Annotated in this window: 24 protein-coding genes; 14 read left to right on the top strand and 10 right to left on the bottom strand. The window is 63.1% G+C overall.

Features of this window, described 5'->3' with window-relative positions; translation table 11 throughout:
- The first annotated feature begins 2 nt into the window (after positions 1-2).
- Positions 3-488 (top strand): SRPBCC family protein, encoded by a 486-nt coding sequence (locus ACQR3T_RS25520; protein ID WP_428695357.1) that lies wholly within the window; start codon positions 3-5, stop codon positions 486-488.
- Positions 489-566: 78 nt separating this feature from the next.
- Here the strand turns inward: ACQR3T_RS25520 and ACQR3T_RS25515 are convergent, their stop codons facing one another.
- Together ACQR3T_RS25515 and ACQR3T_RS25510 are read right to left on the bottom strand one after the other, a co-directional pair.
- Positions 567-1,124 (bottom strand): hypothetical protein, encoded by a 558-nt coding sequence (locus ACQR3T_RS25515; protein ID WP_428695356.1) that lies wholly within the window; start codon positions 1,122-1,124, stop codon positions 567-569.
- 114 nt (positions 1,125-1,238) lie between these two features.
- Complete coding sequence (locus tag ACQR3T_RS25510) at positions 1,239-2,258, bottom strand: SMP-30/gluconolactonase/LRE family protein (protein ID WP_428695355.1); 1,020 nt, start codon at positions 2,256-2,258, stop codon at positions 1,239-1,241.
- A gap of 87 nt (positions 2,259-2,345) precedes the next feature.
- On the opposite strand from ACQR3T_RS25510, the gene ACQR3T_RS25505 reads away from it, so the two are divergent.
- Positions 2,346-2,999: a DedA family protein gene (locus ACQR3T_RS25505; protein ID WP_428695354.1), complete on the top strand. Its 654-nt coding sequence runs from the start codon at positions 2,346-2,348 to the stop codon at positions 2,997-2,999.
- Between the two features lie 77 nt (positions 3,000-3,076).
- Here the strand turns inward: ACQR3T_RS25505 and ACQR3T_RS25500 are convergent, their stop codons facing one another.
- Positions 3,077-4,237, bottom strand: a complete 1,161-nt coding sequence (locus ACQR3T_RS25500) for a Fic family protein (protein ID WP_428695353.1) — start codon at positions 4,235-4,237, stop codon at positions 3,077-3,079.
- Positions 4,238-4,369: 132 nt separating this feature from the next.
- On the opposite strand from ACQR3T_RS25500, the gene ACQR3T_RS25495 reads away from it, so the two are divergent.
- On the top strand, positions 4,370-5,584 hold the full coding sequence (locus tag ACQR3T_RS25495) for a hypothetical protein (RefSeq protein WP_428695352.1): 1,215 nt from the start codon (positions 4,370-4,372) through the stop codon (positions 5,582-5,584).
- On the top strand, positions 5,581-6,972 hold the full coding sequence (locus ACQR3T_RS25490; protein ID WP_428695351.1) for a PQQ-binding-like beta-propeller repeat protein: 1,392 nt from the start codon (positions 5,581-5,583) through the stop codon (positions 6,970-6,972). The genes ACQR3T_RS25495 and ACQR3T_RS25490 overlap by 4 nt, the downstream gene beginning before the upstream one ends.
- 1 nt (position 6,973) lies before the next feature.
- Here the strand turns inward: ACQR3T_RS25490 and ACQR3T_RS25485 are convergent, their stop codons facing one another.
- Positions 6,974-7,477 (bottom strand): hypothetical protein, encoded by a 504-nt coding sequence (locus tag ACQR3T_RS25485; RefSeq protein WP_428695350.1) that lies wholly within the window; start codon positions 7,475-7,477, stop codon positions 6,974-6,976.
- A gap of 115 nt (positions 7,478-7,592) precedes the next feature.
- On the opposite strand from ACQR3T_RS25485, the gene ACQR3T_RS25480 reads away from it, so the two are divergent.
- Entirely contained in the window at positions 7,593-9,074 is a 1,482-nt protein-coding gene (locus ACQR3T_RS25480) for an SAM-dependent methyltransferase (protein ID WP_428695349.1), read from the top strand.
- On the opposite strand, the gene ACQR3T_RS25475 is transcribed toward ACQR3T_RS25480, so the two are convergent.
- Entirely contained in the window at positions 9,058-9,300 is a 243-nt protein-coding gene (locus ACQR3T_RS25475; RefSeq protein WP_371827989.1) for an ArsR/SmtB family transcription factor, read from the bottom strand. The two genes, ACQR3T_RS25480 and ACQR3T_RS25475, sit on opposite strands and share 17 nt — an antisense overlap.
- A 166-nt stretch (positions 9,301-9,466) precedes the next feature.
- Here ACQR3T_RS25475 and ACQR3T_RS25470 point away from each other — a divergent pair, with 166 nt between their 5' ends.
- From ACQR3T_RS25470 to ACQR3T_RS25460, 3 genes are all read left to right on the top strand, one after another.
- The gene (locus ACQR3T_RS25470; protein WP_428695348.1) at positions 9,467-10,513 is read left to right on the top strand and encodes an SDR family oxidoreductase; all 1,047 of its coding nucleotides are present in this window, start codon (positions 9,467-9,469) and stop codon (positions 10,511-10,513) included.
- An 81-nt stretch (positions 10,514-10,594) separates the two neighbouring features.
- Positions 10,595-11,884, top strand: a complete 1,290-nt coding sequence (locus ACQR3T_RS25465; RefSeq protein ID WP_032379814.1) for an MFS transporter — start codon at positions 10,595-10,597, stop codon at positions 11,882-11,884.
- Positions 11,885-11,939: 55 nt separating this feature from the next.
- Positions 11,940-12,731 (top strand): acyl-CoA thioesterase, encoded by a 792-nt coding sequence (locus ACQR3T_RS25460; protein WP_428695347.1) that lies wholly within the window; start codon positions 11,940-11,942, stop codon positions 12,729-12,731.
- Here ACQR3T_RS25460 and ACQR3T_RS25455 read toward each other — a convergent pair.
- From ACQR3T_RS25455 to ACQR3T_RS25440, 4 genes are all read right to left on the bottom strand, one after another.
- Entirely contained in the window at positions 12,719-14,197 is a 1,479-nt protein-coding gene (locus ACQR3T_RS25455) for a mannitol dehydrogenase family protein (protein ID WP_428695346.1), read from the bottom strand. The two genes, ACQR3T_RS25460 and ACQR3T_RS25455, sit on opposite strands and share 13 nt — an antisense overlap.
- 102 nt (positions 14,198-14,299) lie before the next feature.
- A complete protein-coding gene (locus ACQR3T_RS25450; protein WP_428695345.1) occupies positions 14,300-15,271 on the bottom strand; it encodes an ABC transporter substrate-binding protein in 972 nt (323 codons plus the stop codon).
- A gap of 55 nt (positions 15,272-15,326) precedes the next feature.
- Positions 15,327-16,424 (bottom strand): ABC transporter permease, encoded by a 1,098-nt coding sequence (locus ACQR3T_RS25445; RefSeq protein WP_428695344.1) that lies wholly within the window; start codon positions 16,422-16,424, stop codon positions 15,327-15,329.
- Positions 16,421-17,200: an ATP-binding cassette domain-containing protein gene (locus ACQR3T_RS25440; RefSeq protein ID WP_037148364.1), complete on the bottom strand. Its 780-nt coding sequence runs from the start codon at positions 17,198-17,200 to the stop codon at positions 16,421-16,423. The genes ACQR3T_RS25445 and ACQR3T_RS25440 overlap by 4 nt, the downstream gene beginning before the upstream one ends.
- 406 nt (positions 17,201-17,606) lie before the next feature.
- Here ACQR3T_RS25440 and ACQR3T_RS25435 point away from each other — a divergent pair, with 406 nt between their 5' ends.
- Positions 17,607-18,332: an SDR family oxidoreductase gene (locus tag ACQR3T_RS25435; RefSeq protein ID WP_032379701.1), complete on the top strand. Its 726-nt coding sequence runs from the start codon at positions 17,607-17,609 to the stop codon at positions 18,330-18,332.
- Between the two features lie 31 nt (positions 18,333-18,363).
- Complete coding sequence (locus ACQR3T_RS25430; protein WP_032379702.1) at positions 18,364-19,371, top strand: LacI family DNA-binding transcriptional regulator; 1,008 nt, start codon at positions 18,364-18,366, stop codon at positions 19,369-19,371.
- Here the strand turns inward: ACQR3T_RS25430 and ACQR3T_RS25425 are convergent.
- Positions 19,356-19,937, bottom strand: a complete 582-nt coding sequence (locus tag ACQR3T_RS25425) for an AAA family ATPase (RefSeq protein ID WP_428695343.1) — start codon at positions 19,935-19,937, stop codon at positions 19,356-19,358. The genes ACQR3T_RS25430 and ACQR3T_RS25425 overlap by 16 nt on opposite strands.
- A gap of 74 nt (positions 19,938-20,011) precedes the next feature.
- Here ACQR3T_RS25425 and ACQR3T_RS25420 point away from each other — a divergent pair, with 74 nt between their 5' ends.
- The 4 genes from ACQR3T_RS25420 to ACQR3T_RS25405 all read left to right on the top strand — a co-directional run bounded on the left by ACQR3T_RS25420 (position 20,012) and on the right by ACQR3T_RS25405 (position 24,488).
- Complete coding sequence (locus tag ACQR3T_RS25420; RefSeq protein WP_428695342.1) at positions 20,012-21,016, top strand: LacI family DNA-binding transcriptional regulator; 1,005 nt, start codon at positions 20,012-20,014, stop codon at positions 21,014-21,016.
- A 10-nt stretch (positions 21,017-21,026) separates the two neighbouring features.
- Entirely contained in the window at positions 21,027-22,382 is a 1,356-nt protein-coding gene (locus ACQR3T_RS25415) for an FGGY-family carbohydrate kinase (protein WP_428695341.1), read from the top strand.
- Between the two features lie 31 nt (positions 22,383-22,413).
- Positions 22,414-23,337, top strand: coding sequence for a hypothetical protein (locus tag ACQR3T_RS25410; RefSeq protein WP_428695340.1), 924 nt, complete (start codon positions 22,414-22,416; stop codon positions 23,335-23,337).
- 71 nt (positions 23,338-23,408) lie between these two features.
- Positions 23,409-24,488: an alpha/beta hydrolase gene (locus ACQR3T_RS25405; protein ID WP_428695339.1), complete on the top strand. Its 1,080-nt coding sequence runs from the start codon at positions 23,409-23,411 to the stop codon at positions 24,486-24,488.
- Positions 24,489-24,504 lie beyond the last annotated feature (16 nt).

Here is a 24,504-nt window from a genome sequence, read left to right as displayed (position 1 = left end):
TCATGCCGTTCATCAGCTCACACAAGGATGCGGAGAACTTGACCATGACCGTGGTCGCCGAGTTCGACGCGAAAGTCGAACGGGTCTGGCAGATTTGGGAGGACCCACGCCAGCTCGAGAAATGGTGGGGACCACCGACGTGGCCCGCGACATTCGATAGCCACGACTTCGTTCCGGGCGGCAGGGCGTCGTACTACATGACCGGGCCGGACGGCGAGAAGGCCGCCGGCTGGTGGCTTTTCACCGATATCTCCGCGCCGACGACGCTCTCGTTCGATGACGGATTCGCCGACGACTCGGGCAATCCGTCGTCGACGATGCCCGTCACCCACGCCGTCGCGACCCTCGAAGACGTCGACGGTCGGACACGAATGACCATTCGCTCCCGTTTCGACTCCCTCGAGCAACTCGAACAACTCGTCGAGATGGGCATGGAAGAAGGCATGGGGCTCGCCCTCGGCCAGATCGACGCCATCGTTGCCGGTTGATCGTGGTGCGCGGAAACTCGGTCTCTGCGACGAGTTTCCGCGCACGTGCGGCGAAGCCGCTCATTCGTGTCGTATCCGCTACCGGTGAGTGCTGCCGACCAACGCTCGACTGCTCCCCCACAGGGCGAAGCCGAGCAACAGGAAGCCGGGCAAAATTGCACCGATCGCGTCGATAGAGCTGTCGGCGGCACCCGCAGCGGCGAGAATCAGGGCGAGTACGCCGAGCGCGGTCAACGCCACGCCGAGGCCGGTGAAGAAACGTAGCTTCCACACCAGAGCGAGGGCGACGAAGTGCACGCCGACCACCGTCGAAATCCACGCAACCGCGGCCTGCGGTGCATCGAGTGGACCGTTGATGATCGCGAGACCGCCGAAGATTGCAACCACCTCGACGGCGACCACAACCCAGTACCCGCGGCCGAAGCCGCCGCGGGCACCGTCCTCCGGAGCGGGGGCCGGCTGGACTCGCCACACCGCGAGAAGCACGACGACCAACGCCGCCGCTGCGACGACACGCAGCCCGATGGTCAAGGTCGTCGGAAACGTATCCGAATTGACGAAGACGAAGACCAATCCGAAAACGGCTCCGATGATCGAGCCGATTTTTTCGGGAGCCATGCGTGCTCTGGGTTTCACGTGGCCCACCGTCGCACAGTTTCACCGCGTGTACAGCGAATCTGGCTGATCGATCGTGGTGCGCGGAAACTCGGCCTCGGCGACGAGTTTCCGTGCACGTGCGGCGACGCCGCTCTACTCCGGAACAGAGCTGACAGTGAACGGCTCGACGGGTTCTCCCCCACGCTTGTCGAACTGACTGTTCACCACGAGCAGCCGATCATCCACTGCGGCAACGGTTGTGGGATAGGCGAACGATGCGTCGGTGATTTCGCCGGTGACAGAGCCGGTTCTGCCGTCGTCATCGAGGTCGACCTTCGCGATCAGACCGTCGCGATTACGGACGACGTACAGCGTGTCGTCGTCCATCTCCATCCCGTCGCCGTTCATGAGCGTTGCTCCGCCGAGATCGACCTGTGTGACCTCCTTGGAAGTCTTGTCGATTCGATACAGGTTGCCGGTACTCGACTGCACGACGATCAACGCCGATTCATTGTCGTTCTCGACGATGCCGTTCGCATTGAAGCCCTCTCCGTATGCAAACGGAGTGCCGTCGAAACTCACGAACGTTTCCAACGGAGCGTCCTGCGTCCCAGCCACGATCTGATCGAAGGGAATGCGGTACAGCGCCGGGCTGCGTGAGTCCGTCACAAAAGCATCGCCGTTGTCGGCAATCGCAACGTCGTTGAGGAACGTCGCGTCGGTGCCGAGACCGTTGGTGAACGTTGCCACCAGATCACCGGAGTTGGCGTCGTACACCCACACCTTGCCTGTCGCTCCACCGGCGATCATCAAGTAGTCGGGCCGATCGTCGTCATCGGTGACATCGATCCCGGCAGCGCCGGTGCGTCCGTCCGCGCCGCCGGGCAAGAACACAGAGACATCCGGGGATCCCACGGTTCCGCGGAACACCGCGCCATCGGAGGTGGACGTCACGTAGAACGTGTCGTCCGCCGCGGTGATGCCTTCAGGGAACACGCCGCTACCGGGCAGGTTGTAGATCGTCGCAGTGCTCGAACTCTGCGACGTCGACGCCGACGCGGTGGAATTGCCCGTAGTACTCGGTGCCGGTTCTGGCGAATCCGAGGACCCGCAGGCACTCAGCAGCAGTGTGGCGACGGCAACAGCAGGGACTACTCGGGAGACTCGGTTCACATCATCGAGTGTTCCATATGTCTCAATTTCCAGGCATTTCGCCTGGTGAGCAGATTTCTGGTCCGTCCGTTTCGTACAGTCGTTGTCATGAGTGACCTCTCCCCCCTCGCCGCAGCCGACAGCGACCTCGGAGGGATCGCCGGATGGGCAGTGGGTCTGATGGAGGCCATCGGTGGCCCCGGCGCCGGAATCGCGGTGGCCGCCGAGAACTTCTTCCCGCCGCTACCCAGCGAGATCATCCTGCCGCTGGCGGGCTTCACCGCATCGCAGGGCGGCATGACTCTGTTCGGTGCATTGTTCTGGACGACGGCCGGCTCGGTAGTCGGTGCGTTGGTTCTGTACTGGCTCGGCATCAAGCTCGGTCGCGACCGGATGTACGCCATCGTCGAGAAGATGCCGTTCGTCGGAACCGAGGATCTGACCAAAGCGGAGGACTGGTTCACCCGTCACGGTCGGTCGGCGGTGTTCTTCGGCCGCATGATCCCGGTGGTCCGCTCGGGCATTTCCATTCCCGCCGGAGTCTCACGGATGCCGATCCTGCAGTTCACGTTGTACACGACTCTGGGCAGCCTGATCTGGAACTCGATCTTCGTTCTCGCCGGTTACTTCCTCGGCGAGAACTGGCACTACGTGGAGAACTACGCCTCGGTGTTCCAGTACATCGTCATCGGCGTCGTTGTGGCGTTGATCGTGTGGTTCGTGGTGAAGAAAATAAAGTCCAGGCGCGTCGAGGTTCAGTGAGGTTCACAGTTCGTCGAGGTCGCCGCGCCCGATCTCACCGAACCCGCCGTCGGCGAAGCGGTCCAGCGCAGCGAGAATTACATCCGCCTGCCAGACCCTGTTTCGTCGCCCCTTCGATATCTGGTGAAGTATGTCCGCCTCGGCCAGCTTGTCGATTGCTCGCTGAGCCGCAATCTCACTGACTCCAATGTGGTTCGTACATAGGCGTTGTCGACAACCGGCTGCGCCACCAGCGCGTCAACGAGCTTCCAGACGACCGAGTCGCTGCGAGCAACGATGCGCTCGATGTATTCGGCCCGAGCGGCGGCCAGATCGTCGACCAACCGTCGCCCACCGGTGACGGCGTGGAAGGTCGCCGCGGTGAGACTACGAACGATTGCCTCCACATCTCCCCTCCGATAGGCGTCGAGGCTCTCGAAATAGCTGGCGGTATCGGTCAGTAGTCCGGCCGACAGCGGAACCGTCACTCGCTCGGTCACCTCGGCCCTCCGGAGCATTCCGTGGATGATCGCGCGGCCGGTGCGACCGTTTCCGTCTGTGAACGGGTGGAGCGTCTCGAATTGCGCGTGTGTGACTGCTGCGTGAGGGATGACCGGGAGGTCCGAGCGAGCCGCGAACTCGAAGAGATCGTCCAGCGCGTCCGGCAACCGATCGTGATGCGGCGGTACGAATGCCGCGCGGTGCGGGCCGACGTCCGATCCGCCGATCCACACCTGTTGTGTGCGCCATCGGCCGGGCTGAGGGTTGCCACTCGGCTCCATCAGCGCATGGTGCATGGCCAGAACACTCGATGCGTCGATGGACGTACCCACCTCGAGAGCAGCTTCCATCGCGCGGACGTTTCCCGACACGAATGATGCATTCCGCGTTGTGGGCGAACCCAATTCGGCGAGTGCGAGCGCCATGGCTCCCACGGTCAGATTCTCGATCTGCGAGGACGCTGAGCTTTCCGTTCGCAGCAGAATCGAACTCATCGGTGCAAGCTCGACCGATGAACCGAGTTGCACCGAGGCGTACTGGTCGAAGCGGACGATTTCACGGAGAGCGTCCTCCGATTCCGCAAGCAGCTGCGCGGGCAACGCCAAATCCGCATCCGCGATACGCGCCGGCACGCACGCGCGATAGTCACCCTGATGCAGCCGACGCTGGGCGCGCGAGGTGTAGGTATCGGACGCCTGCCATGGTCGACGCTCGAATTCGACCGCAGGCCATCGGCTCGCGTCCTGATCATCTGCCATCGACAAAATATACCAATCCTTATTGCCCTAAGGTTTGGTATGGAGCAGAGACGCCAAGTCCTCGTTTAGCAAAACGAATGGTATGAATACTGCGCGACGTTCGTCGCACTTGTGCCGAAGGGAGCGAGGGTCATGGACGAGGACACGCAGTCCACAGAACGCAGCCATTCCGCGCTGCTCAACACCCTCGTCATCGTGTCGGTAGTGGCATTGGGTGTGATCGCAGCGGGATTGACCGCGCCCGCCGAGGATCCCGAATTAACCTCACTACCAAAGACTTCGGAGACGCCGACGCCCGAGCCGACGCAACAGGAGTACGTCTACGTCACTCCGGAGGTCGATCCGTCGGCGAGCATCCCCGGATGCGACACCGTCGAGGCTCCCACCGAACCCTCGTTTTCCAGCTTGATCAGCACCGGCGAGGAGTCCTACGACAACCCATCCGCGCCCTGGTACAGCGGCCCCAAAGCCCATCTCATGTCCGAGGCGCTGATGGCCGCACTTCCCTCGAACATCTCTGCGTCGAACTCCCTGTACTTCGGGCCGATTCCCACATCGGAGGGTCAGGACTTCGTCCTCGACTCGGCGAACGCGTCGGTGCAGCTGTCCAGGGGCGAAAACCCCGAGTACCTCAGCATCGGTGTGGGACCGCGTGATTCAGAGGAGCCGCCGGCATGCGTCGCAGGCCAACTCGACGAACGTAGGACAATGCCGGACGGAACGGTGGTCGACACCGACGACACGTGGAGCGAAACCAACGGTGCCCGCACCTACACGCGGATGGCCACGGCATACCACTTGGACCGCTCGACTGTATCCGTCTACCTGGCCGGAGGAGACGACGAGAACGCGTTCACCCTCGCACTCGACGACCTCGTTCGCGTTGCCACAGATCCGAACCTGCGAATCTCGGCTCCGGTACCTCCAGGCACGCCAGGCAATGTCACCGAGTGCAGCGCCGGTTGGGACGACTCACCGACGGCTTCGTTCTCTCGCGATGAGATTCGGACACTCAACGACGCGTTACGCCGAGCCGACGTGGCAGCTTTGGCACCCACGCCCCCGCTCGGTGCACTGCATACCCCCGACTTCCGATCGGGACTGTGCCAAACCGTTGACAGTATCGCCGGCCGCCTCACGATAAGCGTCACTCGCAGTGTCACTGAACCTGATGTCGCGGAGGGAAACTCGCCTGCGGTGTCGAGGACGGACGAGTACGGACCCGGGTCCTCGGCTTCCGTCGTCACGCCGTCGGGGCTCGAGATCACGGTGTCGACGACTGAACCGGTGCAGGATCCGGCACTGCTCGAAAACCTGGCGAACACAGCAGGATTGGACCTTCGATGACGCGATGGAACGAGACCACCAAATTGGTCGTTGCAGCGATCGTCGCGACGCTGTCGGTCGGTGCTGCGGTAGCCGTTGTGACACAGGACCGATCGACGACCATCAAGAAGATCACCGACTCCTCGGACGACTCACCCGGGCTGGCGTGGGCCGTCGACGCGGCGGACATGGGGTTGGAGGGCGCTACCTTCGCCTCTCCTCGTACCGGTTCCATGTATTCCTGGGGTCTCGGCTCGATCGTGATCGGCCGTACAGCTCTCACACTGGCCGTCGTGTCGTCGGAATCCGGTAACGACGAGGCAGTCATGGTCGGAATCGACACTACCGACGGCACAGTCCTGTGGAAGACCCCGGCCCCCGACCTGGCAGCGTGTGCGGATCAGCCGCTCGACGGGCTGCTCGTCTGCCACCAACCCACCTGGGGTACGACTCCCGGCTACGTGACCTTCGATCCGGCCACCGGCGAATCGCGGAACTATCCCACCGATCTCGATCTTTTCGCCGTCACCGTGGCGAACGACCGCATCTACACGACATCGGGCAACCTCGAGGACGACGACGTGCTCCTGCACCGTGGAACGCTGGAAAATCCGAGCGCCGACTGGACGGCTCCATTGCATGCGTGGGCCGGTTGGGAGGACGACTACGCCACCGCGCTCGAGGTAAATGGACAGATCGGAACGTTCGATGTCGGAGGCGATTTCTCCACGTTCGACGCCTCGACCGGCCGGCAACTGTGGAAGACGGACAGCCTCGAGGATTGCCTCGGAGCAGTGGGACGCACCATGGGCGACCTGGCCATTGCCTCGCTACAAGACTGTGAGGGTACGGGTTCCGAGCCGAAAGGGTCCGTCGCCCTCCGGCTGGACGGCACGGTCCTCGCACGTTCGGACAGTCCTGTCGTGCAACAGCCTTCGGTCGACGAGCCCACCGACACGTCGATCCCGATCGTTCTCGGCGATGCGGCCTTCGATCGCACCACAGGTGAGCAACTGTGGCGCGACGACGCCTTGTCGTACGACTCTCCTGGAGATGAACTCAACGAGCCCCGCACGTACGCCACTTTGACGTACGTCATCGGCCATGTCGGGTTGCTGCAGTCATCCAGCGGCACCACAGCGCTCGATCTGCGAGACGGCGAGCATCTGTGGCAGGCCGAGCTGAACGGCAACGTTCTCGGCCACGATGGCGATCTGGTGTTGACCTCAGCCGGAACCGATCTTGCTGCGGTCGACATCACTACCGGTGCGACCGAGTGGACTGCGTCGACGTCGATGATGTTTCCTGACGACGAATCGATGAGCTTCGAGATTCTCGTCAGCGGCGCCGACGGGAGTTATCTGGTGCAGTCAGGCTCAAAACTGGCCATGTTGCAACCACTCCCCTGAGTCAGTCCTTCGGAATGGAATATCGACCGCCCCTGATCATGAACACCACGTATCCCAGAATGGCCAGCAAGTAGAGCGCCGTCGGCACCACGAGAACCCAGACGCTGACCGAGTCGCCCACCGTACTACCGGACACCCCGACGATCCACGCGAGCAACAGGGCGGATGCCGCGCCCATCCAGTCGAGATCCTCTGCCATCTTGCGATTGAGCGTGGGCCTGTTCTCGGGCGCAGTCCAGTAGTCGTGCATTCGCCGACTCGGCAAGTTCACGAGCTGGGCCGGAAGTCTCGGTAGCCACCAGCCGACACTTGCAAAGAACCCGATCAGTACCAGTCCGATGCCACCCGTGGTGAGCAGAAACGATGACTTGGACTCCACGCGGTCGACCTGTCCGGAGCCGGTGAAGTGCGCAGGTAACACGTCACCTGCAGTAACGGCGACCCACACGAGGCTACCGATGAAGACGAGACTGGACAGCAGTAAGGCAGCGCGAGAGAGCTTCATCCCGGTTCACTTTAATGCCTCCGGCAGTGGTGTGGTGCTGAGCCTCTGGGTCGCTCCGCAGGCTATGCTCCTGTGCCACAGAAGGCACCCAACCGCACCGCAGCCGGAGGCACCGATGCCCAACAACGAGTTCGGGGACTTCCAGACCCCGATCGAGTTGGCACGCGCGTTGGTCAACACTCTGCCCCGTCGCGAATGGACCCGTGTTCTCGAACCCACCTGCGGTGTCGGGAACTTCCTGTCGGTGATGGCCCGGAGTCACCCCGAAGCAGAGCGCGTCGGGATCGAGGTGCAGCCCGAGTATGCCTCGTCCGCATCACAATTCGGCAGGATTATCACTGCGTCTATCTTCGACTTCGACCTAGCGCGTGATGTCGACTGGACATCGGAGCCAGGCCCGACTCTCGTCATCGGGAACCCACCGTGGGTGACCAACTCGCAACTGTCGGTGCTCGATTCTGCCAATCGTCCTACCCGCGCGAACACCAAGAACGCCCGCGGAATCGACGCGATCACCGGCAGCTCGAATTTCGATATCGCAGAATACATCTGGATCAAACTCCTCACCGAGTTCAGCGACAGACCGGTGACCATCGCGATGATCTGCAAGACCCAGGTCGCGCGCAATGTTCTGCTGCACAGCGCGCAGCAGCAGCTTCCGGTGACCGGTTCGAGTCTACGAATGATCGATGCGAAGAAGTGGTTCGACGCGGGGGTCGATGCATGCTGGTTCACCGTGGAGCTCGGGCCGGGCAACACTGACTACACCGCACCGACATTTGCGAGCATCGATGCGTCACAGCCGGACAACAGAATCGGGGTCGTCGACGGTCAACTCGTCGCGAACGTCGATGCGTACCAGCGCAGCATGCAGTTCGACGGCGCCAGCCCACTCACCTGGCGGCAGGGCATCAAGCATGACGCCGCCGGCGTCATGGAGCTTATCGAAAACAACGGTCCGCGAAACAAACTGGGAATCGGCGTCGACATCGAACCCGACTACCTGTTCCCACTGTTCAAGTGCACCGATGTCTACCGCGACAAGCTGGACGTGGTGTCGCGCTGGATGATTGTTCCGCAGTCGCATACCGGTGACGACACCGAGCTACTTGCGCCGACTGCACCGAAGCTGTGGAAGTACCTGACCGACAACGCCGCTGCGCTCGACGGGCGGAAGTCGTCGATCTACCGCAAGAGGGCTCGCTTCTGCATCTTCGGTGTCGGCCCGTACACGTTCGCTCCCTACAAGATTGCGATCTCCGGGTTCCACAAGATTCCGCAGTTCAGGATGGTCGGCCCCTACGACGGCAAACCAGCGGTGTTCGACGATGCCACGTACTTGCTTCCTTTCGAGGATCCCGCATCATGTGCAGTCGCCCACGCGCTGTTGACCGGACCGGAAGCGACTGATCTCATTGCGGCTCTGGCATTCTGGGACAGCAAACGACCGGTAACGAAGAAGCTTCTCCAACGCATCGACCTCTCGGCCATCGCTCGCGAAACCGACAAGGACACAGTGCGATCCCGAGCCCTGACTGTGCACCCGAACGGCAGCGCGGTCGATCAGGCCATGGATGCCTTCACAGATCGGTCTTGATTGTCTCGGCCAGTCGGTCGAGGTATTCGGCGTTGCGTTTGTAGTGCACCCACGGCCCGATTTTTGTGCTCGTCACCAGGTGGGCGCGTTGCAGTACCGCCATGTATTGCGAGGCCGTCGATTGCGAGACACCCGCTCTGGATTGAATGTGCTTGAGGCACACCCCCACCTGTTCGGCCGGTTCGAGCTGCGGCGGAAAATCGCTCGGATCCCTGAGCCATTGCATGATCGCCAGTCGCGCGGGATTGCTGAGGGCACCGAACACTGCCGCAAGCTCCGCGGGGTTCAGTTCATCAGCCACCCTCGAAGCGTACTCCAATATCGCAATATCCCGATCTGTGGTCTACTTGCACGCACATCGTAATATCGCGATATCCAGATAGGAGTAGCTCATGCAGCGAGCAGTAGTCGTGGGGGCCAACGGAGTGATCGGCGGAAATCTCGTCGCCCACCTGCAGCGAAGCGGAGATTGGGACATCATCGGCCTATCACGCCGCGGAGGTATCGACAGCGGACGCGTCCAGCACATTGCCGTGGATCTGCTCGATGGTGAGGAGACTCGACGCCAGCTCTCGCACCTGACAGACGTCACGCACATCTTCTACGCCGCGTATCAGGAGCGCCCCACGTGGGCCGAGCTCGTGCCTCCCAATCTGGAGATGCTCGTCAACGTGGTCACGGCGATCGAGGACAGTTCTCCGAACCTGGAACACGTCAGCCTGATGCAGGGATACAAGGTGTACGGCGCGCATCTGGGCCCGTTCAAAACGCCTGCCCGCGAGTCCGATCCACCGCACATGCCGCCCGAGTTCAACGTCGACCAACAGCACTTCCTCGAAACCCGTCAGGTCGGCAAGAGGTGGACCTGGTCGGCTATCCGGCCATCCGTGGTGTGCGGTGTGGCGCTCGGAAATCCGATGAACCTGGCCACCGTCATCGCTGTGTACGCAACCATGTGCAAGAAACTGGGCGTACCGATGCGATTCCCGGGCAAACCCGGTGCTTTCGGATCACTGTTGGAAATGACCGATGCGTCGCTGCTCGCCGAAGCGACGGTATGGGCCGCGACCACTCCCGACTGCGCGAACCAGGCGTTCAACATCACCAACGGAGACCTCTTCCGCTGGAACAATATGTGGCCTCGCATCGCGGACCTCTTCGGGCTGGGTACCGCCACTCCACTGCCGATGTCGTTGGCCGACGTGATGGCCGACAAAGAGTCGCTGTGGAATTCGATCGTTGCCGAGCACGATCTGAAGCCCACTCCCTACCGCGATGTATCTTTCTGGGGATTCGGCGATTTCGTGTTCTCCTGGGACTACGACGTCATCTCCGACGGTTCCAAGGCACGCCGCATGGGCTTTCATCGTTTCGTCGACACCGAGGCGATGTTCGCCGGATTAGTCGCCGATCTGAGGAGACAACGCATCATCCCGTGACCACACGCCGGTACTGATTCCGCACCCAGACGGCACCGGCCGCATAGGCTGCCAGTGTCGGTACGGGATGAGGAGATCGCCATGTCAGTGAAGTCCGAATCGACGTCCACTCGGCACGTGATGCCCAAGAAGCAACTGCTAGCAGTCAGTATCGGCAACGCGGTGGAGTGGTACGACTGGACTGTATACGCGACGTTCTCGATCTACTTCGCCACTCAGATCTTCTCCGGCGACAACCCTGCTCTGGCGCTATTGAGCACCTTGGCCACGTACTCGGTGGCATTCTTTTTCCGGCCTCTCGGCGGACTGTTGATCGGACGCTTCTCCGATCTGAAGGGGCGACGCCAGGCAATGATCCTGACGATCGCGATGATGTCGGGTGGATCGTTCGCGATCGCTGTGCTCCCTACCTTCGCTGTCGCAGGCTGGCTTGCTCCGATTCTGCTGTTGCTGGCCCGGATCGTGCAGGGCATGTCGATGGGCGGTGAAGTCTCCAATGCATCCGCCTACCTCGCCGAGATCGCCCCGAACGACAGACGGGGCCGCTACTCGTCCTTCTACTACATCTCCACCGGCACAGCCATTCTCCTTGCCTCGCTGCTCGGCGCGTACCTCACCTTCGCGCTCGACGACGCCCAGCTGAACTCGTGGGGCTGGCGCGTGCCGTTCCTCATCGGCGGACTGCTGGGAGTGGTGGGGCTCTGGATGCGACGCGGTATGGCCGAAGCCGACAACCAGGAGCGCAACGCCGTGAAAGCGAAGGCTGTGCGAAACCCGTTGTGGATGACCATGAAGCACCATCCTCGTGCTGTTCTTCAGGTCGTGGGATTCGTTCTCCTCGCAACCCTCGCCTACTACACGTTCTTCTCCGCGATGACTCCGTACGCCGTCAAGCAAAGAGGAGCGGACGCCAACGACGTGTTCGTGGCCTTGTCGATCGCGACAGCGATGTTCGTCGCGTTGCAGTACCCCATGGGCGCACTCGCGGACCGCATCGGCCGCAAGCCGCAGTTGCTCACCTACGCGGCGCTGTTCGCGATTCTGATCATCCCGCTCTCCAAGCTGATCGGGCCGTCGTTCGTCAAACTGCTGATCGTCTTCTGTGTCGGCCTGCTGCTGTTCGCGATGTGCTCGGCCATCATCCCTGCCGTTCTGGCCGAGGCCTTCCCGGCAGAGCTTCGAGGTGTCGGTATCGGAGCTTGGTACAACCTCACCGTTGCGCTCTTCGGCGGCACCGCTCCCCTACTGGTCAACGCATTGTCCGACGCGGGCCACGCCGACTGGTTCTTCTACTATCTCGCGGCGGCCGCTGTGATCTCGTTCCTGACGATGGTGTGGATGCCGGAAAAGCGCGGCCAGGACCTGGACTGAATGCCGGCGACACTACGATCGGATGGCACACACCGTCCGAGGCAGTAGGAGAACCATGCATCCGTTCGACGAGGCAGTCGCGCTCGACGTGGTCGGCGACGGCACCTACAACGGAAAGACGTCGCCGCCGTACAACAACATGGTCGGCCCGTTCGGGGGTATCACCGCGGCGACGTTCATCCGGGCCGTCGAACTGCACCCGGATTGCCTGGGAACGCCGGTCTCACTGACTGTGAATTTCGCCGGACCGGTTGCCGAGGGTGATTTCGAGATTTCCGCCCGCCCGGTGCGGACCAACCGCAGCAACCAGCACTGGTATCTCGAACTGACGCAGAACGGTGCGGTGGCCACGACCGCAACAGCGGTGTTCGGTGCGCGACGTGACACCTGGGACAGCATCGAGGCAACGGCCCCAACCGTTCGCTCCCCTGCCGACACGAAGCAGGGCGGGTTTCCCGATGCCATCGCGTGGGCTCAGAACTACGAGATGCGTTTCGTAGCAGGCGCACTGAGTGATCAGGAATCATCAGACTCAACAGAGACGCTGTGGATTCGTGACACCCCGCCGCGGCCGCTGGACTTCGCAGCCCTGACCTCGCTCAGCGATGTGTTCTATCCGCGAATCTTCCAGCGGCTGGGCACGTACGTTCCGGCGGGCACCATTTCCCTGACGACCCACTACTTCGCGACGCCCGAGGATCTCGAGCAGCACGCCGACGGATACATCCTCGGCACGGCCCGAGCGCGCCGCTTCCACCAGGGCTACTTCGACCAAACTGCGGAATTGTGGACCGAGGGCGGGAGTTTGCTGGCCACCAGCCACCAGGTGGTCTACTACAAGGTCTGACCAGCCGACGACTGCTCCAGCACCCGGCGCACAGCACCACGCGCACCACTGTCCTGCAGCGAACGCTTGGCTCGCTGATACGCACCTCGTAGTCTCGGGCTGCCCGCAAGATCCCCGAACACCGCCCGGTTGGTCAGAAACGCTCCCGGGTTGTCGTGGTCTTCCCACGACAACCGTTGCAGGCGTTCGGAATCGGCGTCGACCATCGGAACGTCCCCGCGCTCGTGGACTCCGCACCACGCGGCGAGGACCAGAGCGGCATGATCGACGGATCGGTCCTCGGCAAGTCGGTCTCGGATCACCGGCAGCACGAATTTCGGGATGCGGGCAGATGCGTCGACGATCTGACGTTCGAGAGTGTCACGAACCGCCAGACTCGAAAATCGTTGCAGCAGTTGCTCGGTGTACTCATCCAGGTCGATTCCCGGTACCGGCGCCAGCGTCGGGGCAGCCTCGGCACGCATGTACGACGCGACGAATTCGCGCAGGTCAGGACTGGCCATCACCTCGTGCACATGGGTGTAACCGGCGAGGATGCCGAGGTAGCTCATGGCCTGATGAGAACCGTTGAGCAGACGCAGCTTCATGTGCTCGTAGGGGGCGACGTCGGTCACGAGTTGCACGCCGACGTCGGCGAAGGGCGGTCGCCCGAACGAGAAGGAATCTTCGAGTACCCACTGCGAGAACGATTCCGACTGGACCGGCCAGCGGTCGTCGATGCCGAAGTCACGCCGCAGGTCGTCGACGACAGTGGGCGTCGTGGCCGGTGTGATGCGGTCGACCATCGAATTGGGGAAGGCGGCTGTGGCGTCGATCCAGTCGGCCAGATCGCTGTCGTGGTGGCGCGCGAAGGACGTCAGCGCGGTGCGAGTGACCGTTCCGTTGTGGACGATGTTGTCGCAGGACATCACGGTGAACGGCGGGATTCCATGGAAGCGACGGGTTGCGAGAGCAACGGTGAGGAACCCGAAGACACTCGATGGCGTGGAGAGGTCCTCGAGGTCGGCGAGCACCGCGGGGTCGGTCGGCTCGAACACCCCGGTCACATCGTTCACGCCGTAGCCGGCCTCGGTGATGGTCAGCGACACGATCATCGTGGCGGGTGAGCTGAGCACGTCGAGCACCCCCTGCGGATCGTCGGGTGCGAAAACAAAATCCGCGACCGAACCGACAACCTGCGCATCGCGTCGGCCATCGGGGTCCACGGTCACGACCGTGTAGAGATGATCCTGAGCGTCGAGGACCTCCCCGATTCGCCTGTCTCCCGGCAGGACTCCCACTCCGCACAGCGCCCAGTCGAGATGACCGGCGGAGAGCAGGCGATCGAAGTAGACGGCCTGGTGCGCGCGGTGAAACGCACCGACCCCGAAATGCACCACACCGCAGTGCAGTTCGTCCGCGTCGTACTCGGGCTTCGCGACGCCCGCAGGCAGATCATTCGATGTGGTGCGACGAAGCTCGATCATGACAGGTCCTCGGGGTCGGATGAACGTGGTGAGCGGTGGCGCTCCCGGGCATGTTCTGCCACCAGGAGCACCACCGCAGTTCAAGGGGTCACACGTCAGGGATCAGCAGGACGACTTGTAGACGTACTGCGCGCCCTCGCCGTCGATGTTGTCGGCGGTGATGACGTGGAAGCCGGTCGAGATCTCGGCGGTCACCGGCTGGTCGTTGATGGCGGCCATGGCCTGCGCAACGCCGTCCGTTCCGATGGTGTCGGGCTGCTGGGCGATCAGCGCCTGGACTGTTCCCTCACGAAGCTGCTTCACCTGTGCGGGGCCTGCGTCGAAGCCGATGATCTTTACCTGATCCTGCTTGCCCGCCTGCCGAACTCCGGTCGCGGTCCCCTCGGCTGCGAACGTGTTTGCGGCGAAGATGCCGGTGATGTCGGGATCCTTGGCCAGGGCGGCCGAGACGAGACGAGCAGCTTCGGCCGGGTCGTTGTGGCTGTACTGCACGCCGAGGTAGTCGAAGGCAGGGTTGGCACCGACGGCTTCCTCGAAGCCCTCCACACGGGCGTCGGCGGTGGATACACCGGGATCGGTGGAGATGACGAGCACCTTGCCGCCGGCCGGGCTGAGACGCTCGATCGCGTTGAACGCCTCTGCCCCACCGCCCTTGTTGTCGGACGAGATGGAGGAGACCGCGATGGACGGGTCTTCCAGGGTGGTGTCGACGAGGACGACCTTGATGCCCGCTTTGGAGGCTGCCGCGAGGGGCGCCTGCATGGCGGCGACGTCGGTGGGCGCGATGAGGATCGCCGACGGGCGTGATGCGACAACCGAATCCACGATCGGCTTCTGCAAGGTGGGATCGAACTTCACCGGGCCCTGGGTGTCGACGGTGACGCCTGCATCCTTGGCCGCAGCTTCGATTCCGCACTGCATGCTGATGTAGAACTCGTCGCCGCTGACGCCCTGGATGAAGGCGATGTTGCCGCCGCCGCCACCGCTTCCGGAGTCGGACGAACAACCCGCCAGGAACATAGCGGAGACCGAGGCGACACTCAATGCAACGACGGCGGTGCGTGATGTGATCATGGTCGACTTTCTTGTAAAGGGTTTGCGATAGAGGGAGTTTGGAAGCTGGCCGGAGCTAGGGACTTCGGGACCAGAGTTTCTTGAGAGAGCTGGGCGATTGACCTCGGCTCGCCGCGTCGCGTCGACGCTGATCGAAGTAGACCGCTGCGATGAGGACAGCACCGACCGCGACCTGCTGCCAGAACGGCTGGACTCCGACGATGACGAAACCGTTCTGCAGCACGGCTGGGATGAAGAGTCCGACGACGGTGCCGAACATGGTTCCGATGCCGCCGAAGAGGCTCGTTCCACCGATGACCACTGCCGCAATGACATTGAGGTTGGTCTGCGATTGACCGGCGATGGCGGTGGTGCCGTACTGGGACAGAGACAGAATGCCCGCGAGCCCGGCGAGAGTACCGGAGAGTGCGTAGACCTTGACCAGGTGCATGTCCACCTTGATGCCGACGCGTCGAGCAGACTGCTCCTTGGATCCGACGGCAAAGGTGTAGAGGCCGAACTTGGTGCGATGCAGCACGATTCCGAAGATGACGACCAATACCAGAGCGATGCTCGAGATCAGGGGAATGGTGGTGGCCGGGAAGTTGCCGTAGCCGATGGTATCGACCAGAACCGGTGGCACGTCGCGGATGTCGACACCTCCGGTGATGACCTGTGAGAGCCCGAGAGCGCCACCCAGGGTCCCGAGAGTCACGATCAGCGGAGGCACGTTGGCCTTACCGATAAGGAAACCGTTGAGCAATCCCCAGCAGAGGCCACACCCCAGTGCCACCACAATTCCGACAGCGGCAACTCCCCATCCGTCGCCGCCGATCGCGGCCATGGTCTTGGCCGAGACGACGCCGGAGAAAACGAGAACGGAGCCGACCGAGAGATCGATACCGCTGGTGACAATCACGAAGGTCATGCCGATGCCGAGAACGGCCAGGATGGATACGTTCTGGATGATCTGGCGGATGTTGCCCCACTCGGGGAAGCTGCCGGGAGCCATGATCGAGAACACGATGCAGATCGCAGCCAATACGAGCACGATCTGGAACACCTGAACTCGGGCCAACTTACCGAGCGCTTCGACGAGATCGAAGGAGTGTCGAGACGGTGTGTCTCCGGGCGGCATCGGCTCGAGGGAGGGGCTGATGGTCTGGTTCGTCATCGTGTCGCTCCGGTGGTTGCGCCGGTCATCGCGCCGACGAGTTCTTCCATGGTCGTGTTCTTGGCGTCGAGGGTGGCCACGCGCTTGCCCATTCGCAGCACCTGAACCCGGTCGGCAACTTCCATCACGTGCGGCATGGAGTGGCTGATGAACACCACGGCCACTCCCCTGTCCGCCACGCGGCGAATGGTGTCGAGCACGTTGCGGGTCTGTACCACTCCGAGCGCTGCGGTCGGCTCGTCGAGAAAGACGACGCCCTTGGCCCAGGCGACGGCTCGCGCGATGGCAATGGCTTGTTGCTGCCCACCCGACATCGCTCCGACCGGGACGGTCAGGCTACGCACGGTGGCTCCGAGTTCGTTCAACGCGTCCTGCGACTGCTTGCGCATCGTGGAGACGTCGAGAAAACCGAGATGGCCGAGCAGCCCTTTCGCCGGCAGTTCGCGTCCGAGAAACATGTTCTGCTGCGCGTTGAGGTGCGGCGCGAGAGCGAGATCCTGGAACACCGTCTCGATGCCGAGTTCTGCTGCGACGGTTGGACTGTCGAGATCGACCGCGGTGCCGTCGAACAGGATCTCGCCGGTGTCGACGGCCAGGCTGCCCGAGAGCGCCTTGACCATCGTCGACTTGCCTGCGCCGTTGTCCCCGATGAGGGCGACGACCTCACCCGGGTAGATGTCGAAGTCGGCATCGTCGAGGGCGCGCACGTTTCCGAAACTCCTCGACAATCCCCTCGCTTCGAGGATCGGTGTCGCAACAGGTGCAACGCTGGCCATGGATACTCCTAGGTCGAATCGAGAAAGCTTCGAGTGCGGGATGGACACCCCCACCGGCGCCCGCAGTACGGTCCGAGGACGTGGTCTGCGAAGCAGGTCGAGCTCCCTACGGGGCTCGCTGTGTTAACGAGTGTGACCCACACAACTCGCGTTGTCACGCGTTTCGCGAAAATTCATGTCACCGGTGACATGGACACCGGCGTCACCCACGGTGGCACGCCTGCGAGAAGCCGATATCGGACCGAAAGGTACCGTCTCTGAACTGCGCCGATACGCAATCTTGCCGTTTTCGACGCTCGCGCAAGCGGGCTGAGGTACCGTCCATGACACCGATGACATATACGAGCTTTACGGAGCCGATGACATCGATGACATGACCATTCGGAGACAGTGAAGGTAGACCCCCATGGCGAAGTTCGACGGCCGGAAGATCTTGGTGACAGGTGCCAGCGGAGGCATCGGCTCGGCGACCGTGCGGCGATTGGTGGCCGACGGTGCCGACGTCGTCGCGGCGGGCCAATCGGTGGATGCGCTGAACAAGTTGGCCGACGAGACCGGCGCCACGCCCCTGGCCTTCGATCTGACCTCCGAGGACAGCGTCCGCGAGGCCGTCGAGGGTCTCGAGCTGTACGGCGTGGTGAACTGCGCAGGATTCGGCGGCGAGATCGCCACACCTCAGGACACCGACATCTCGATCTTCGACAAGGTCATCGCCATCAATGCGCGCGGCGCACTGTTGGTCATCAAGTACACCGTCCCGGCCATGATCGCCGCGGGTGCCGGTGCCATCGTCAACGTCTCGAGCCAGGCCAGCCTGGTTGCCCTCACCGGCCACATCTCGTACGGCTCCTCGAAAGCGGCCCTGGACAACATCACTCGCGTCTCCGCACTCGAGCTCGGCCGACACGGAATTCGAGTCAACGGTGTCAACCCGACGGTCGTGATGACAGAGATGTCTGCGTTCTACTGGGGTCGCCCCGAGATCGAGGAGCCGTTCCTGGCTCAGATGCCGCTGGGACGGTGGGCCACCGAAGACGAGATTGCCGCGCCGATTGCCTTCCTGCTGAGCGATGATGCTTCCATGGTGACCGGAGTGTCGCTGCCGGTCGATGGCGGCTACACCAGTCGATGACGAGACGATGACGAGCAGACGGGGGTAGATCATGACCACCATGCAAGACGTCGCGGCGCTGGCCAAGGTCAGCGCCAAGACCGTCTCACGGGTGTACAACAACGACCCTCACGTCGACCCCGATACCCGTGCCCGCGTCACCGAGGCCTTGAATTCGCTGAACTACGTGCCCAATACGATGGCCACGTCGTTCCGCAACGGTCAGGCGGCAGCCATCGGAGTCGCCGTTCCTGATATCGACGATCCTTTCTTCTCCTCCATTGCACGCGCGGTGGAGGAACGAGCGCGACAGGACGACATGGCCGTTCTGGTCACCAGCCTCGGTCACGACGGCGATCAGGAGCAGGCTCTGGTGGAGTCGCTGCTGCGTAGACAACTGAGCGGCTTGATCATCGCGCCGACCGGCGCACACCACTCCTATCTGGAGCGTTGGATCGACAAGACCCCCACGGTGTTCGTCGATCGGGCTCCCGACGGACTCAAGGCAGACAGCTTCGTCGACGACGATCACGGCGGGGCGGTGTTGGCCACCGACCACCTCCTCGACCTGGGACACACCCGAATCGCAGTCATCGGCGACAGTGCCGGCATCCCGACCAGCCGAAACCGGCTCGAGGGGTATCGGGAGTCGTTGCAGGCACGCGGAATCGACTTCGACGACACTCTGGTCGCTCTGGGTGTGTTGGACCGCGAGGATGCCCGGGTGGCTCTGACCGACCTGACTGCACTCGAAAGTCCGCCTACCGCATTGTTTCTGTCCAACGCGCGAGTGGCGATGGCATGCGTGCCTGTTCTGCAGCAGATGAATCTGCTACATCTGGCGTTCGTCGGATTCGGCGATTTTCCCCTTGCCGATGCAGTGATGCCACCGGTGACGGTGATCGATCAGAATCCCGCTCGCCTCGGCCGGTTGGCCATCGAGCGTCTGCTGGGACGGATCGAGAATCCGAGCAAGCGCTACAAACGCCGCAACATCCTCGGCGTCGAGCTGATCGAGCGTCGATCCTGCACGCCCGGAACCGATCACCGCTGCGACTGATCCTCGAGAGCGTGCGCAACCAGATCGACCTGCAGTGGGGTCGAGAGTTCGGCATCGACCCTCAAATGGGGAACGAGCGGCTTGGCCGCCGGAGCATCCACCGGCCGATGGGCATCACGCTCCGCCCCACGCGCAGCACGCCTGCGCGCCAACAGCTCCGGCGACCCGTCGACGTGCACGACCAACGATGCAGCGGGGGCCAGGTGCGAGACCAATCGTTCCCACTCAGCGCCGGCAGTCAATTCGCGGGTGAACGGTGCGACCAGAACGGGGCGCTGACCGATCTCCACGAGGTCCCGCGCAGCAGCGAGCAGTACGGCGTATCGGCCGACTCGGATGCGTTCCGAGTGCGGTCCCGCACTGTTCCAGTGTGGGCCGTCCAGCAACGAATCCAGTTCGTCGAGAAGCGGATTGGTGAGTGTGTCCAAGTCGAGCAGTGCGGTACCGAACCGTCTGGCAAGCTCTCGACCGAGAGTCGTCTTGCCACTTCCCGCAGCACCGGCAACCATCACAACCGGCAGCCGTTCGCGATCGATCACGGAGACGTCTTGACAGACATGAGTCATAGAGGGAATCATACAAGACAACGTTGTCTCGCACCCTTGATACCGCGAGCACACTCCTCCGATCGAGAGTTCACGTGACCGAGCGCGCAAGCATCAAAGACGTCGCCGCATTGGCAGGCGTCAGCTTCAAGACCGTCTCACGCGTCGTCAACGGCGTGGATACGGTCTTGCCGGAGTTGCGTGAGCGCGTCGAAGCCGCGGTGCAGACGCTCAACTACGTTCCCAATTCTGCTGCTCGGTCGCTGAAATCGGGGTCCGGCAACACGATCGGCATCATCGTCGACTCCATCGACGACGTCTTCTTCGCATCCCTGGTCAGTGCCGTCGAGGATCGCGCGCTCGAACACGGTCTTGCGGTCATCGTCGGCAGCACCGGGTTCGATGCTCAGCGCGAGCGGGATCAGCTGGCCCTGCTTGCCGGGCAACATGTGCGAGGGATCATCCTTGCGCCGGTCGGCGATCACAGCGATTTCCTCGTGCCGCGGCGTCGAACGTTGCCCACGGTGACCATCGACCGCTCGATCTCGGGATTCGATTCGGTCATCGTGGACGATTACGGTGCTGCCAAGCGCGCCGTCGAGAAGTTGGTAGCAAGCGGGCACACCCGAATTGCGTTGCTCGGCTTCGACGATCGACTGCAGACCGCCCAGTTGCGCCGGCAGGCGTATCTCGACGTGCTCGCGGACCTCGGCCAGAAGCCCGAGGCCGCACTCGCTCCTCCGGTGTCGCATGCCGCGGATTCGGTGCGGCCCGTCGTCAAGAAGTTACTGGCACTGCGCAATCCGCCGACCGCCTTCTTCGTCGCCAATGCGCGACATGCCACGGCCGTGGTGTCGGTGCTGCACGCAATCGACCGCACCGACGTGGCGATGGTCTCGTTCGGTAACTTCTCGCTCGCCGACGCCGTCAGCCCGTCGGTGACCTGCATAGACCAAGACCCGTATCGCATCGGCACCCTCGCGTTCGATCGCCTGGTGCAGCGGTTCGACGATCCTTATCTCGAACCGGAGCAACAGGTCGCGCCCACCACGCTGGTGGAAAGACTCTCGCACGCCCTCCCCCTACCCGTACAGAAATGAGACCAACTCCGTGAACCCCAGACTTGTTGCGGGACTGGACCTCGGGAGCACCGGCGTCAAAGTGCTCGTCACCGACGATGCCGGCACCGAACTGCTCATCGAGCAGAGTCCCACACCGTGGCGGCACGGCCCGGGCGGAACCACCGACCTCGCCGCAGAGGACTTGCTGGCCACCATCGGGCAGTTGCTCGACGCCGTCGCGCGTCGGCTGCACGACGTCACCGGCGATCCGGCCGCCCGCATCGACGCCATCGCGGTGTCCGGAATGGGCGAGACGGGCTTCCTTCTCGATGAAGACAACGTTGTCCGCGCGCCGGCCTTCGCCTGGTTCGATCCGCGCGGGCAGGAGCAGGTCGACAACCTGCCGGCCGAATTGCGCGATCGGTTCGCCGGCAAGACCGGGCTTCCCGTCGGTGTGCAGGTCTCCGTCGTCAAGATCGCGCATCTGCGCGACAACGGACTGAGCTTGACCGGGCTTCGCTGGTTCAACCTGCCGGAGTTCGTCGTCCTGTCCCTCGGCGGCCGCGCCGTGGCCGATTACTCGCTGAGTTCGCGCACCGGACTACTCGATCAGGACAGCGGCGAACCGTGGTCGGAGATGTTGGCGCACTTGGGCGTCGGAGCCGATTTCATGCCGCCCTTGGTCGACGCCGGAACAGATCTCGGAACTGCCGACGCGGCAAGTCTTCCCGAGACGATCGCCGGCGCTCGATTGACCGTGGCCGGTCACGACCATCTCGTGTCCGCAGTGTCCGGCGGAGCGATCCCTCACGACCGGTACCACGTGTCGATGGGCACCGCCGAGGTTCTGCTGCGGGTACTCGACGCTCCATTGACCACGGCCGCGCGGAGCAGACTCGCCGAGCATCTCATCAACTCGGTACGTCACGTGGTGCCGGGCCAACACGTACTCGTTGCCGGAGTCAAGACCGGCTTGCTGATGCGACGGGCGTTGCAGCTGTGCGACATCAACGATCGAGCCGGACGCGATCTACTGGATCAGCGAGTGTGCGCTCTGCCTGAAGGTGGGCCGTTCACCGATGGCGGTATCGACATCGCGGGTGCCCGCAACGACGACGGCGTTCTGTCCATCACGGTCCGCACCGACGGGATCGATTCGGCGGAGCTGTTCCGTTCGATTCTGTTGCACGGCAACGACGAAGTGGCTCGACTCATCGAGGCACTCGACGCCGAGGTGCCGCCCGCCAGGACGACATTGCTCACCGGCGGCTGGGCCGGGATGGCCAGCGTGCGAGACGCACGAGCTCAGGTGCTGCCCGGCGTTTCGGTCTCGACCCGCTCGCAGGACACCGCCTACGGTGCAGCACTGTTCGCTGCCCGCCTACTGACGCTCATAGAAATCTGAGCCCACATTTCTGCAGTGAGACAACGTTGTCTTGACTGCGCTCGACCCCAACACCCACCAGGAGAAGAAGATGAACGAACTCACCACCCTCGAACGTCGCGGAATGGCTGCCATCTCCACCGCAGACGGCAACATGCTCATCGTCGCCGGAGATCAGCGCAATGGCATGAAAGCCGTCATGAAGGACGCCACCGACGGACCGGGCTCGATCACCGTCGAGCAGCTCGCCGAGGCCAAGGCCGATCTGGTTCGTTACCTCGGCAATCACGCGCCTGCGATCCTGCTGGACCCGGAGGTAGCACTGCCGAAGATCGTCGACGACGGTGTGCTCTCGCGCAACACCGCGTTGGTGGTCGGCATGGATGCCTCGGGCTTCGAGGAGACCGACGGTCTGCGCTACACCCGCTTCGTCGACGGTGTCACTCCGCGCGTCGTGCGTGATCTCGGCGGAGATGTCGCCAAGATGCTGTTCTACATGCGCCCCGAGCAGCAGGGCGTCGATTCCCGTGTTGCCGAGGAGATCCGCGACCTCGTCAAGGCTTGCTCCGCCGAGGGTCTGCTGCTGATCGTCGAGATCCTGACCTACCAGCTCGAGGGCGAGTCGGACGAGGATTACAAGGCCGGCTTCGGCAAGATCATCGCCGACTCCACACGCATCTCGGTCGAGTGCGGTGCCAAGGTACTCAAGCTGCCGTACCCCGGCTCGGCCGAGGACTGCGCGGCGGTGACCGAAGCGGCACAGGGTGTTCCGTGGGCCGTGCTCTCGGCGGGTGTCGATCACGAGACGTTCATCGAGCAGGTCCGCATCGCCGTCGCCAACGGTGCCCGCGGAGCGATGGCAGGCCGCTCACTGTGGAAGGACAGCATGGCTGTCTCCGCCGAGACCCGCGAGGACCTGCTCACCAACCGCGCACTGCCCCGGCTGCGTGAGCTGAACGAGGCCGTCGACGCCTGATTCGCGTCCTTCGACCGAGCCCGAACTCGCAGTTCGGGCTCGGTCGACGCCCGATGGGTAGCGTGAAACCCATGAACGACGTCTCGAAGCACATCGACATCATTGCCGCGCCTGGGGTGTTCGCCGATCTCGCCACCGCGCAAGAACTGGTGGCCAGGGCTCTCGACGCACGCGGGCTGTCCGGCGGAATCGTCGACGCTGCAACCGGATCCGATGAGGTGATCGTCGTTCCCGGCGACAGAATTCCCGTCGACACGTCGTCGTACAGCAGTGTCATTCGAGTCGACCTCGGGCAGTGCGCACCGGATCGATCCGATGGAATTCGCACTCACATTCGCGGCCGCGGACTCGACGGTCTGCGATTCGCGATCGACAGCGTGTATTTCCACCGCTTCCACCCCGGCACGATCGTGGCGTACGGGGATCACCCGGAGCAGCGCGCCGAATTGCGCGTGCCGGCAGGTGCTGGCCCCTTTCCCGTTGCCGTGCTCATTCACGGTGGGTACTGGCGTTCGCGCTGGGAGTTCGACCTGATGGACGCAATGGCCGTAGACCTGACGGAGCGCGGTTACGCGACGTGGAACGTCGAATACCGTCGACCCGACGAACACGGCTGGGAAACGATGACCGGGGACGTGGCCGCTGCCCTCGCTGCGCTGAACACTGCGCCCGGCGATCTGGATCTGTCTCGAACGGCTCTTTTCGGCCACTCGGCCGGCGGTCAACTCGCGCTGCGACTTGCGGCCGACTCGGCAGGAAAGCCGATGTCACCCGCTCTCGCAGTCAGTCTGGCCGGGGTACTCGATCTGCGGGTCGGGGACGAGAGGTGGCTCGGCGAGGGCGCGGTCTCGAATGCAATCGGTGCGCGATTCGCCGGTGCACAAGAGACGTACGAGGCATCGTCACCGATCTCGAGGCTTCCGCTCGGTGTCCCGCATCTTGTGGTGAGTGCACTGGACGACGATCCCAACCTGCTCGAGATCAGCCGAGCGTACTACGCCGCGGCGTCGGCCGGTTCCGATTCGGTCGCCTCGATCGAGGGTCCGGGCGGTCACTTCGCTGTCATCGATCCCGCGTCGGAGATCTATCGGGACATGGTTCGCGAGGTCGACGCCCGAATCCGAGGTACCCGCGACCACGCGTCCGAGTAAGTCCGTATCGTGCATG

Origin of the sequence: Rhodococcus sp. IEGM1428 (assembly GCF_050321865.1) — a bacterium.
Taxonomy (GTDB): Bacteria; Actinomycetota; Actinomycetes; order Mycobacteriales; family Mycobacteriaceae; genus Rhodococcoides.
The sequence above is the reverse complement of the archived record's forward strand: the minus strand, read 5'-3'. Positions and strand labels throughout refer to the sequence as shown.

Bases quoted from the DNA above. Each gene is read 5' to 3' on its own strand.
- ACQR3T_RS25520 (WP_428695357.1), top strand. From the start codon at position 3: ATGCCGTTCATCAGCTCACACAAGGATGCGGAGAACTTGACCATGACC.
- ACQR3T_RS25505 (WP_428695354.1), top strand. From the start codon at position 2,346: ATGAGTGACCTCTCCCCCCTCGCCGCAGCCGACAGCGACCTCGGAGGG.
- ACQR3T_RS25500 (WP_428695353.1), bottom strand. From the start codon at position 4,237: ATGGCAGATGATCAGGACGCGAGCCGATGGCCTGCGGTCGAATTCGAG.
- ACQR3T_RS25495 (WP_428695352.1), top strand. From the start codon at position 4,370: ATGGACGAGGACACGCAGTCCACAGAACGCAGCCATTCCGCGCTGCTC.
- ACQR3T_RS25490 (WP_428695351.1), top strand. From the start codon at position 5,581: ATGACGCGATGGAACGAGACCACCAAATTGGTCGTTGCAGCGATCGTC.
- ACQR3T_RS25485 (WP_428695350.1), bottom strand. From the start codon at position 7,477: ATGAAGCTCTCTCGCGCTGCCTTACTGCTGTCCAGTCTCGTCTTCATC.
- ACQR3T_RS25480 (WP_428695349.1), top strand. From the start codon at position 7,593: ATGCCCAACAACGAGTTCGGGGACTTCCAGACCCCGATCGAGTTGGCA.
- ACQR3T_RS25475 (WP_371827989.1), bottom strand. From the start codon at position 9,300: ATGCAATGGCTCAGGGATCCGAGCGATTTTCCGCCGCAGCTCGAACCG.
- ACQR3T_RS25470 (WP_428695348.1), top strand. From the start codon at position 9,467: ATGCAGCGAGCAGTAGTCGTGGGGGCCAACGGAGTGATCGGCGGAAAT.
- ACQR3T_RS25465 (WP_032379814.1), top strand. From the start codon at position 10,595: ATGTCAGTGAAGTCCGAATCGACGTCCACTCGGCACGTGATGCCCAAG.
- ACQR3T_RS25460 (WP_428695347.1), top strand. From the start codon at position 11,940: ATGCATCCGTTCGACGAGGCAGTCGCGCTCGACGTGGTCGGCGACGGC.
- ACQR3T_RS25455 (WP_428695346.1), bottom strand. From the start codon at position 14,197: ATGATCGAGCTTCGTCGCACCACATCGAATGATCTGCCTGCGGGCGTC.
- ACQR3T_RS25450 (WP_428695345.1), bottom strand. From the start codon at position 15,271: ATGATCACATCACGCACCGCCGTCGTTGCATTGAGTGTCGCCTCGGTC.
- ACQR3T_RS25445 (WP_428695344.1), bottom strand. From the start codon at position 16,424: ATGACGAACCAGACCATCAGCCCCTCCCTCGAGCCGATGCCGCCCGGA.
- ACQR3T_RS25440 (WP_037148364.1), bottom strand. From the start codon at position 17,200: ATGGCCAGCGTTGCACCTGTTGCGACACCGATCCTCGAAGCGAGGGGA.
- ACQR3T_RS25435 (WP_032379701.1), top strand. From the start codon at position 17,607: ATGGCGAAGTTCGACGGCCGGAAGATCTTGGTGACAGGTGCCAGCGGA.
- ACQR3T_RS25430 (WP_032379702.1), top strand. From the start codon at position 18,364: ATGACCACCATGCAAGACGTCGCGGCGCTGGCCAAGGTCAGCGCCAAG.
- ACQR3T_RS25425 (WP_428695343.1), bottom strand. From the start codon at position 19,937: ATGACTCATGTCTGTCAAGACGTCTCCGTGATCGATCGCGAACGGCTG.
- ACQR3T_RS25405 (WP_428695339.1), top strand. From the start codon at position 23,409: ATGAACGACGTCTCGAAGCACATCGACATCATTGCCGCGCCTGGGGTG.